Source organism: Yoonia sp. R2-816 (genome assembly GCF_046762905.1).
Lineage (GTDB): Bacteria > Pseudomonadota > Alphaproteobacteria > Rhodobacterales > Rhodobacteraceae > Yoonia.
In genome coordinates this window covers 1-438 of record NZ_JBKQXN010000006.1, presented here as the reverse complement: position 1 = coordinate 438, position 438 = coordinate 1, and the positions used below count along the sequence as shown (strand labels likewise).

At 54.6% G+C, this 438-nt stretch carries 1 protein-coding gene; it reads left to right on the top strand.

Annotation, left to right across the window (positions count from 1 at the left end; translation table 11 throughout):
* Window positions 1-259 precede the first annotated feature (259 nt).
* Window positions 260-438, top strand: a 179-nt coding sequence (locus ACFWW2_RS00025; RefSeq protein ID WP_393925317.1) for a phage integrase N-terminal SAM-like domain-containing protein, incomplete at its 3' end; no start/stop codon positions are given.

Below are 438 nucleotides of genomic sequence, written 5' to 3'. Positions count from 1 at the left end.
CGGAATCGGCTGTATCCCGCCCACCCATCGCATCCGGCAGCACCATATGCGGGTCGAGTCCGACTGGGAGCGGAAGCGTATCATATGCCGCCGTTCGTGCAGATCGCAGTATCGGTCATATTGGGCTCAAGGACGAAGCCGCTCGCGCGGCATTGGCGTTTTTGGCTGATGTTTCGCATTTTTCATGACGTAGCGAATTTTGTGATATTACTAACCTGTCATACTATTTAGGCTTTCTCAGTCGACAGAGGAGGTTCCTATGACAGATGTGAGAACCACTCCGCTTCTTGAGAGGATGATCGATGATATGCGCATTCGGTGTCTGCGGCAGCAATCTCAACAAGCGCACATCCGGGCGGTGAAGCATTTCGCCGGGTTTCTGGGGCGCTCGCCCGATACGGCCACGACGGAAGACCTGCGTTCGTATCAGCTTCACAT